Genomic DNA, 9812 nt, shown 5'->3' on the forward strand with positions numbered 1-9812 from the left:
ATAATGATTTTACCATTCAAATGAAATGATTTCAGTTATAATAAAGAGTAATAGAATAAAGGAGAATATTTGATGGAAAATGATATAAAAAAAGACGATGAGGAAGAAAGTTTAGGGAAATTCATTTTAGATTTTGTCATAATGGTAGTCGTTATTTTCGGGATTTTTTATCTGCTGTTTCACTTTGTTTTAGTTAACGTGCGTGTTTCTGGCATTTCGATGCAGCCGACTTTTGAAAATAACGAGCGAATGATCTCAGTTCGTCACTTTACACCCAAAAGATACGATGTTGTTGCCTTGATTCCTCCTAAAAGGGCGAATGATCCGCATGCACTCTATGTTAAGCGTGTGATTGGATTGCCGGGTGATAAGGTCACAGCAAAAAATGATAAAATGTATGTTAATGGTAAACTAATACCTGAACCTTATTTGAATAACAAATTCAAGAAAGCAGATAATGCTGCGGGCTATACCTATACCAACAATTTTACCTATCGCGTACCTAGTGGCCATTATTGGGTTATGGGTGATCATCGGGATATCTCAAAAGATTCACGCAAATTTGGTCCCGTTAATCGTGGTAATTTAGTTGGTAAAGTTGTCTTTCGTTATTGGCCGTTTAACCGGGTTCAAAGTTTTTAATTTAAAATAAGGAGAATTTTTTATGGCAAAAAATGTTACAAAAAAGCAGGATCAAGAGGAAGAAAGCCTTGGCAAATTTATTTTAGATATCGTCGTTATGATGGCGGTTATCTTAGGCGCTTTTTATCTCATTTTCCATTTCGTATTGTCTAATGATCGGGTTTCTGGTCCATCAATGCAACCTACTTTTGAAAATAATGATCGGTTGATTTCCGTCAGAAATTTTACACCTAAAAGAAATGATGTCGTTGTTTTATTGGCTCCTAAGGCTGCCAACGATGTTCCTGGCGCTCTATATATTAAGCGTGTTATCGGCTTACCTGGCGATAAACTGGTGTCTAAAAACGATAAAATGTATGTTAACGGAAAATTGCTTCCTGAGTCTTATTTAAATAATAGCTTTAAAAAAGCAGCTAATGACACTGGCCATACTTATACTAATAATTTTACTTATAAGGTACCGAAAGGTTACTACTGGGTAATGGGTGATCACCGCGATATTTCGAAGGATTCACATATTTTTGGCCCGGTAAAACGTAAGAACTTAATTGGTAAGGTGGTATTGCGGTATTGGCCTTTTAACAAAGTACAAGGTTTTTAATATGACTTTTCTTTAAAATTACCGGTTTTTTCGCTAAAATAAACTGTAAAGGAGAATTATTATGAATCAGCAACTAGAAGAATTATCCAGTTCAATTATTAATTATCAAATTAAGCATCATATCACGGACACTGACTTGGCTTTTGCCAGTCACCTTTCGGTTGAAAAAATTCATGCAATGAAAACCGGTGAGGGTGAGTTCACTCCTGAAGAAATTAACCAACTCTATGATTATCTTGCCGCTAACCATTAGGAGTTACGGTTTTAATAATTAAAGGGCACTAAGTATCTGCTTAGTGCCCTTTTTGCTTAAGATAAAATGTGTTACTAGTAACTTTACTTACTTTCACTCGCTTCAAAGAATTTGTTGTAAGAGAATAAATTAATAATAGCTAATACAACATTAAACGTGATCAAAAGAATAATTATGTTTGACAAAGTATGATTGTCTGAAAACAGGTCCCCGCGCAAAAATGAAAGCGGATATAATACAATTGATGCGATAAAGTTATTTGTATTAATGATGGTCCAAGCAATCAAAATAATCAACAAGATAATAATAACTCTGATATACGCTTGACCGTTAGAGCCGGGAAGAAAATCAGCAATTGAGCGGCTGCTAAAGTTTAAAAAATCAACTATGAAGTAAAATAAGAAACCCAGTAAGATTAAGATAAAGACTAAACTCAATATACTCGAAACAATTTGAAAATCAATCTTAGTTGCATCGGCATTAGCATATTGAAAGCTTTTGATAACTTCTTTGGCAAATTGGCGATCGACCAGCATTGTAATTGAGAGAAAAATTATATTACTAATGATTTCTAATATGCAAAAGAATGCTACGGAAACAAATGAACTTAACATGTTGTCTGCGTATAGTCCCGAACTACTCATTGGGATTAAACGCCAAGTTTGATTGCGGTTGACTTTTTCATGAGTAATACAGGTTATACAATAGTAAATTCCAATAAATAAAAAAGTTAAATATAAGAAATTAGTCAACCACGTTGCGATGAAACTGGCATTCTGAAGAGATCTATCGTGAATGTAATTAAAGAAGGTCAGGGCAAATGAGCCAATTAGCTGGCAAATAAACCATAGATGAGTATTTTTGATTTTTAGCTTGAACAGCTCAGTAAAACTACGGTAAAAAATTGACATTACTCTTCCTCCTTCTCGTAAAGACCTTCATAATAGTCTTCGAGACTTTCGTTTTTAGCCCTAATTTCCTCAGTAGACTTGTGGCAATAAATTGTCTTGTCTTTGATAATGACCACTTCATCTAAAAGTGATGCAATTTCATTAACAAAGTGGTCAGAAATCAAAATGGTAGCTTTTTCTGCTTTCCACAAGATAATAGAACTAATTATTTTTTTGCGGGCCATCGCATCAATGCCAGAAAAAGGCTCATCAAGCAAATAAAGGTCAGTTTTACGTGAAAAAGTTAAAGCAATAACTAGTTTTTCCCGCATCCCCTTTGATAGTTCTGCCAATCGTGAACTTGCATCTAGCCTCATAAACTGGCGTAACTGGTCAAATTCTTCAAGATCAAAATCTTGATAAATCACTTCATAGAATTTGACAATTTCACTAATTCTGGTTGAATCAGTAAAACCTGTCAGGCCGTCAGTAAAGGACAGGTGTGCCTTTCTTTCAGCTTCTTTTTCACGTCCAGCTACATAGACACTACCATGGTAATTCTTGGCTGTGCTACTGATGATACGCATCAGGGTGGTTTTCCCTGCCCCATTTTCACCTAGTAGGGCTACAATTTTACCAGGTTGCAGGGTTAAGTTAATATTTTTTAAAATTGACTTTTGATTTTTCCGGTAGGTCAAATCCTTGATTTGTAAAAGATTTTCCATTGTACTACTCCTGTTTTGAATAACCAGATAAGATTGTACTGGTTTTTGGTGTCCTCCGCTTTATTGTCTAAAGTGTTGGCAAGCATTAAGCTTTTTTTTTACTGTTTAGTGTGGTTAGACGTTGATGGTATTTTATCATTCACGAAAGAAATTTTTTAAAAAATTCCTTGCAAGATAATAAGATTAAACTCAAAGCATCAGATTTTTCTTTTTACTGTATTATTTTTCTAATACAGTATCATGTTAAACTAAATAATAAGAATTTGCAATAACTTTAAGAAAAAGACCAGCCCTGACATGATTTCAGTAGTTGGTCTTTTGAATTCGATATTTGCTCAATCTTTTGGTTCAAAATAGCGGTTGAATAAAAATAAATCCGCTAATAAGAATACAAGAAAGATAATCACAAAAATGAGGCTAGAGCTATAAAAGAAGCCCGTCAAGTCCGGGTCATTGTAGAATAAAGAACCTGGAACATTGGAAGCAAGGAGCCAATTGATGGGTTCCATTACTTTAATTATTAGCCAAGAAATTACTAAAATTAGTAATCCGCGAACAAAGAATAAGGCTGGACGATTTGAAAATCCAGGTAAAAAATTGAGAATGGCCTTGCTGGAGAAATTTAAAAAGCTAATTAAGACATAAGTTACAAATATTAGTAGCATCAGCCAAACCACTATTTGTAACAGCATAAGATAAAAGTCGTCCCCTAGTTTGAAAGCATCATGACAAATATCTTGCCAGATACTGATGGTATTTATTCGAAAATCTTGATCTGTCACAAAAGCTAATATGGAAAAGAGGACGACAAATAACAGATTAATGATATTCATCACGATCAGGGCAACAAATGAACTTAGAATATTAGCTAAAAAATATTTAGTATCGCTAATCGCCAATAATCGGTAGCTTTGGTTGCTATTATAGCTTTCGTTGTTAAAGCAAGTAATACCAAAAAATACTATCAGAGCAATCACAGCCAGACTAGCGAAAACCCCAATCAAGATGAGGAAAAAGCCAACATTGCCATTATCGTATAAGTAAAAATGGCCGTCTCTAAAACCAATTACACTAATAATTGAAATAACTATTGCCGCAATCGTTTGAATTGCTAGCAGAATGTAGCCTTGCTTCATTTTATTCTTGAAAAAGACTGAAAATAACCGCTGAAACATCTAATCCTCCTCATCTTCATAAATATTTTCGTAAAAGTCTTCGATACTTTCATTGCTTTCCCTGATTTTCTCAGTAGACTTATGCGCATAAATTGTCTTGTCTTTAATAACAACGACCTCATCAAGGATAGAAGCAATTTCATTAACAAAATGGTCGGAGATTAAGATTGTTGACTTCTCATCTTTCCACAGAATAATAGATTTAATTATCTTCTTACGCGCCATCGCGTCAATACCAGAGAATGGTTCATCCAAAAGGTAAAGATCAGTCTTACGTGAAAAAGATAAAGCAATTATTAGCTTTTCACGCATCCCTTTGGACATTTGCGCTAAGCGAAGATCAGGATCTAATTTCATAAATTTTACTAGTTGCTCAAATTGTTTATTATCAAAATCAGCATAAAGTTCCCGGTAAAACTCACCTAGTTGCTTTATTTTGCTTGATTCCCGAAAGCCAGAAAGACGATCACTAAAAGATAAATGAGCTTTACGCTCAGTGAGGTCTGAAAAATCACTGACGGTCACAGTACCAGTATAATTTTTGGCAATTCCTGCAATTATCCGCATTAAAGTGGTCTTCCCTGCACCGTTTTTTCCTAAAAGAGCAACTATTTTTCCTGACTGCAAGGTTAAATTCACATCTTGCAAAATTTTTTTCTGATTTTTCTTATAACTTAGATTTTTAATTTCTAAAAGGTTAGCCATTACTTAAACTCCTAGCTTTAGAATCCGCTTAAAGGCTGAATTGATTTGATTATTATCAACGCCTTGCTTATTTAGACCCCCAATGAAGTCCTTTACTGCATTATTAAGCAAATCTTGTTTAAGCTCCGAGATTCTTTCGTTATTATCCGTTACAAAATAGTCATCAGCCTTGTTAACTAAGATTTGCTCGTGCAATAATTCGGTTAACACCCGCTGAACGATATGCGAATTAACCGTCAACTCAGCTGCCAGATTACGACTTCCAGGTAGTTTCTGGCCAGCAGCCAATTTACCGTAATAAATTTGCCACTCAATGTATTGTTTGACCTGTAAATAAAGCGGACAATCATCTACTAGACGAAATTTTCTTACTTTTTTGTCGTGCAAGCTAATGCTCATAGTTATTGCTCCTTTTTTAAATATTCGGTTAAAAAAGTACTAATTTGATCATCAGAAACGCCTAAAGCATGCATGCTTTGAACAAATTTATCTAGTTCTTCATTAATTAAATCCTGCTTGGTCTTATCAAGCAAATTGGTATCTTCCGTAACAAAGTTTCCTTCACCACGTTTCGTATATAAAATACCTTCTACATTCATTTGTTGCAGTGCCCGTTGAACTGTGTTGACGTTTACAGTTAGTTGGACAGCTAATTCTCTTACAGAAGGTATTTTTTCTCCTGATTTTAATTTTCCCGTAACGATTTGCCGATAAAGGTACTGCTTAATTTGCAAATAAATGGGAATGTTATCCTTGAATTCCACAAGTCCACCATCCTTTTAAGCTGTATTACATTTCTAATACACCGTAATATTATCGCAGTTTCGCTTATTGTGCAATCTTTTTTATTTTATTATGATAAATATTTCATTGTTACTATTCTGACCTCTTTACTACCAATTGTTTTAGCAGGAAGAAGTTAGACTGCAAGCAAATTTTTAGACATTTTTAACTGTTCCACGACTTATCACTTTTAGTCCTGAGAAAGAAAAAAAGCCCATAAAACCATCTATAGCAATGATTTTATGAGCTATTTTTTTACTTTATACTAGATGTGCATAATTTTTCAATTATAGTAGAAATACGCTTTTCTTTAGTATAACAAGCTTTTTAATGTTTAAGCTGATTTTTAACAAAGCAACTTAACGTCATTTTTGTTTCACTACTTATTGTTTGTAGCATTCATTTCAGCCATTTTTACCATAACGTCCACTGCTTGATACATTGATTCAAGTACAGTGTATTCAAAACGACCATGCATGTTTTCTTGTCCTGAGAATAAGTTTGGACAAGGAAGACCCATGTATGTCAATTGGCAGCCATCTGTACCACCTCTAATTGGATCTTCGTCAATTTGGTTCAAACCTACAGCACGATATGCATCACGCGCCAAGTTAACAACATCCATGTGTTTTTCTAATTCGTCAGCCATGTTGTAGTATTGATCTCTCATGGTCAGCTTAATGCGTTCTTTACCAAATTTTTCATTCATCTCATTTACGATTTTTTTGACTAAGTTCTTGCGCTTTTCAAGCCCATCACGTTCAAAGTCACGAATAATATACTCTAAGTGAGCATTGTCAACCGTTCCTTGGAAGTCGGTTAGATGATAGAAACCTTGTCTTTTATCTGTTTTTTCTGGTACTTCGTCACTAGGCAATTGATTTTGAAAATCAATTGCAACTTGAATTGCGCTAATCATTTGGTTTTTAGCAACTGATGGGTGAACATTCACTCCTTGAATATCAAGTGTAAATGTGGCAGCTGAAAATGTTCCCCAATCTAATTTACCAGGTGCGGCACCATCAAGCGTATAACCAAAATCAGCACCAAATTCTTTGACGTCAAAATGAGGTGCACCGGTTCCAATTTCTTCATCTGGTGTAAAGGCTAACCGAATTTTACCGTGCTTAATTTCAGGATGGTTAAGCAAATATTCAGCCAGAGTAACAACTTCAGCTACCCCACATTTATCGTCTCCACCAAGCAACGTGTCACCAGAAGTTGTGATTAAGGTTTTGCCTTGGTATTTTTTTAGGTTTGGAAAAACTGCTGGATCCAAGTAAAATTCAGAATCCCCTAGTTGAATTTTTGACTTACCATCATAGTTTTCATGGATTTGAGGTTTAACGTTTTCAGCATTAAAATCAGCTGTATCACAGTGTGCCAAAAAGCCCATAACTGGGACATCATAATCAACATTTGCTGGAATTTCAGCAATAACACAACCGGAGTCCTGGTTGTAATGAATATCTGATAAACCTAATTCTTCGAGGTCCTTTTGCACAACTTCCTTTTGGAACTTTTCCTCGCGTTCAGTTGAGGGAAAACGATCTGAGTGTTCATCAGAGCGTGAATTCACTTTGACATACTTTAAAAATCGCGGTAATAAATTTGGGTATTCCATAAAATCTCCTTTTAAAACAAATCCTGAAATGGGTTAGTGGACACGACAGATTTCTTAATCTTAATTTGCCACTGATTAACCTCATTCCATTTAATTAACTTTTCATACATTTTATCTTTAAATAATTTTTCTGTATAGTGCCCAGGGTCAACAACTGTCAATCCTGAAGAAATAATATCATGGCCAGTATGGTAATAAACATCACCAGTAATAAAGGCATCGATATTCTCTTCTACCGCACGGTGCCAGTACTTGCCACCATCACCACAAATAAAACTGACACTAGAAATTTTTTGTTCATTATTAGCACAAATCAAGCGGGCCATTTTAATTTTCATCTTATCTTTAACATAGTAAGCAAAATCATAAGCACTCATTGGTTCAGGCAGATTACCTTTTCGGCCAATCGCGATGCCATCATCATCAAGACAAAATGGTTCGACATTTTGTAAACCCAATTCTTCAGCCTGCCAGTCGCTTGAACCATTCTCAGCTTTATCAGAATTAGTGTGAATGGAATAAACAGTTATGTTATTGGCGATTATTTTGGCATACATTTCATTTTGGGGATTAGCATAATTTAAGTTGGGTGCAGGACGAAATATTAAGGGATGATGACTGATAATCAAGTCAACTTTGTTAGCAATCGCTTCGTCAACTACTTGCGGGCGCACATCCAATGTAGTCATGACACAATTAACTTCTTGATTTAATGAACCGATCTGAATTCCTACTGGATCACCTTTACTGGCAATTTTCTCAGGAAAATACTGCTGTAAAACTGCCACGATATCTGCAACTTTAGTCATTTAATACTCCTTCAATCATTTTTATTTCATGTTCAACTTGCTTGATATGGACTAAATCTTTATTTTTAGCCTTATTAAGGTTAGTTAATAAGGACTGGTGATACTTTAGTTGTCCGAGCCATTTTTGCTTAAAAATATCATTTTTTTCCCGTAATAGGAATGGTCCAAAATACAATTCCGCCGTAGACAAATTACTCTTTATTTGCGACTTAACCGCCTTAATTAACTCGTAAGTATGACCGGCTTCTGCCACAATTTGTTCAGCTTTGATTTCATATGAATGTTCAGTCAACCATTTACGTACGCCACATTCGCCAACATTTGGTTCAAGTACCAATGTCTTAAACTGTAACTTATTCTGCCAGGCATCATCTAAGATTTGTGTGATTAATTTTCCACCCATACCGGCAATAATCACCGTATCAATTTGATCACTCTCAGAGACCGTTGATAATCCTGCACCTAAGCGAATATCTATTTGATCTGCTAGACCTGCTTTTTGAACATCTTTTTTAGCGTTATCCAGCGGTCCCTTTGCTATATCGCTGGCAATTGCATAGGATATTTTGCCACTTTTAATGAGTTCAATTGGTAAATAAGCATGATCAGTTCCAATATCAGCAATTCGAACGCCTTCATCCACCATTGCTGCCAAACTATTTAATCGTAAATTCACTTTTCTTCCTACTTTCTTTGTATAAAAATTTTAGCATAATCTTTTCTGACTTTGGGTAAAATAACCAGAAACCTCTGTATTTTTGGGGTATAAAAGTTTTATAATTAAAATATCGTACTTAGAAGAGTGACATGGTATTCAATATATAATGTATTGCCTATCTAACTCTTTTCAAAGTATTTATCGTGTTGACAGTAATTCTGAAAAATTATTTAGATATTGAAATTAATATCACTAAGCATGAATTTAAAATTAAGCTAAGCGGAAGAGCATTTCCGTTCCATCCCTTTAATAAATAAGATTGTAGGACAAATTTGAAAGGAAAATTAATGGACAGAACCGAGCCGGTCACTTTGACTAATATGTGCATGATTATAAAAGATAAGAAGATTTTGGTTTTAAATCGAAATGATCCTAACTGGCCCGGATTAACTTTTCCTGGTGGGCATGTTGAAGATCACGAATCGTTCTATGACTCCGTTGTGCGAGAAGTCAAAGAAGAGACAAATTTGACAATTGAAAATCCACGGCTTTGTGGTTTAAAACAGTTTTATGATGACAACGACCATCGTTATATTGTCTTTTTTTATACTGCAACTAAGTTTAAAGGACAAGTAAAAGCATCAGACGAAGGTAATTTAACCTGGATGACAAAACAGGAGTTACTTAATACGCAATTAGCCTACAATTTTGATCGCGATTTACTTGTTTATTTTGATGATAAAATCGATGAACATCTTTTAGATGGAGCACGTGATCAACTCTTTTAAAGTTATGCCCCAACTTCGCAAGGCAACTATTTTTCTTTGATACTAATTAAAAACACTAGCTGGTTGAAGTTAATCCCCGGAATTGGACAAAGATTCCAATTCGGGGGTTTTCTTATGTCTAAATATTTACTAAAAACAAAATTAGAAGCAGTAGATTTG

The 9812-nt window shown here is 34.8% G+C and carries 13 protein-coding genes; 4 read left to right on the top strand and 9 right to left on the bottom strand.

Annotation, left to right across the window (positions count from 1 at the left end; genetic code table 11):
- Window positions 1-72 precede the first annotated feature (72 nt).
- The 3 genes from lepB (J3U54_RS05170) (at window position 73) to J3U54_RS05180 (ending at window position 1496) form a co-directional block, all read left to right on the top strand.
- Window positions 73-642 (top strand): signal peptidase I, encoded by a 570-nt coding sequence (gene lepB, locus J3U54_RS05170; RefSeq protein WP_267385337.1) that lies wholly within the window; start codon window positions 73-75, stop codon window positions 640-642.
- 22 nt (window positions 643-664) lie between these two features.
- Entirely contained in the window at window positions 665-1243 is a 579-nt protein-coding gene (gene lepB, locus J3U54_RS05175; protein ID WP_267385338.1) for a signal peptidase I, read from the top strand.
- Between the two features lie 61 nt (window positions 1244-1304).
- Complete coding sequence (locus tag J3U54_RS05180; RefSeq protein WP_103751643.1) at window positions 1305-1496, top strand: LBP_cg2779 family protein; 192 nt, start codon at window positions 1305-1307, stop codon at window positions 1494-1496.
- Window positions 1497-1579: 83 nt separating this feature from the next.
- On the opposite strand, the gene J3U54_RS05185 is transcribed toward J3U54_RS05180, so the two are convergent.
- From J3U54_RS05185 to J3U54_RS05225, 9 genes are all read right to left on the bottom strand, one after another.
- The gene (locus J3U54_RS05185) at window positions 1580-2407 is read right to left on the bottom strand and encodes a hypothetical protein (protein WP_267385340.1); all 828 of its coding nucleotides are present in this window, start codon (window positions 2405-2407) and stop codon (window positions 1580-1582) included.
- The gene (locus J3U54_RS05190; RefSeq protein ID WP_220219681.1) at window positions 2407-3111 is read right to left on the bottom strand and encodes an ATP-binding cassette domain-containing protein; all 705 of its coding nucleotides are present in this window, start codon (window positions 3109-3111) and stop codon (window positions 2407-2409) included. The genes J3U54_RS05185 and J3U54_RS05190 overlap by 1 nt, the downstream gene beginning before the upstream one ends.
- A gap of 335 nt (window positions 3112-3446) precedes the next feature.
- Window positions 3447-4286 (bottom strand): hypothetical protein, encoded by an 840-nt coding sequence (locus tag J3U54_RS05195; protein WP_267385341.1) that lies wholly within the window; start codon window positions 4284-4286, stop codon window positions 3447-3449.
- Window positions 4287-4991, bottom strand: a complete 705-nt coding sequence (locus J3U54_RS05200; protein ID WP_267385342.1) for an ATP-binding cassette domain-containing protein — start codon at window positions 4989-4991, stop codon at window positions 4287-4289.
- Between the two features lie 3 nt (window positions 4992-4994).
- Window positions 4995-5390: a GntR family transcriptional regulator gene (locus tag J3U54_RS05205; RefSeq protein ID WP_267385343.1), complete on the bottom strand. Its 396-nt coding sequence runs from the start codon at window positions 5388-5390 to the stop codon at window positions 4995-4997.
- A 2-nt stretch (window positions 5391-5392) separates the two neighbouring features.
- Window positions 5393-5755, bottom strand: coding sequence for a GntR family transcriptional regulator (locus J3U54_RS05210; protein WP_103751649.1), 363 nt, complete (start codon window positions 5753-5755; stop codon window positions 5393-5395).
- A 398-nt stretch (window positions 5756-6153) separates the two neighbouring features.
- Entirely contained in the window at window positions 6154-7398 is a 1245-nt protein-coding gene (pepT, locus tag J3U54_RS05215; protein ID WP_267385344.1) for a peptidase T, read from the bottom strand.
- An 11-nt stretch (window positions 7399-7409) separates the two neighbouring features.
- Complete coding sequence (locus tag J3U54_RS05220; RefSeq protein ID WP_267385345.1) at window positions 7410-8207, bottom strand: Nif3-like dinuclear metal center hexameric protein; 798 nt, start codon at window positions 8205-8207, stop codon at window positions 7410-7412.
- Window positions 8200-8883, bottom strand: a complete 684-nt coding sequence (locus J3U54_RS05225; protein WP_267385346.1) for a tRNA (adenine(22)-N(1))-methyltransferase — start codon at window positions 8881-8883, stop codon at window positions 8200-8202. Before J3U54_RS05225 ends, J3U54_RS05220 begins: the two co-directional genes overlap by 8 nt.
- Before the next feature lie 329 nt (window positions 8884-9212).
- On the opposite strand from J3U54_RS05225, the gene J3U54_RS05230 reads away from it, so the two are divergent.
- On the top strand, window positions 9213-9653 hold the full coding sequence (locus J3U54_RS05230) for an 8-oxo-dGTP diphosphatase (RefSeq protein WP_103751653.1): 441 nt from the start codon (window positions 9213-9215) through the stop codon (window positions 9651-9653).
- The last annotated feature ends 159 nt before the right edge of the window (window positions 9654-9812 follow it).

This window comes from Lactobacillus sp. B4007 (assembly GCF_026535895.1).
Classification (GTDB): Bacteria; Bacillota; Bacilli; order Lactobacillales; family Lactobacillaceae; genus Lactobacillus; species Lactobacillus panisapium.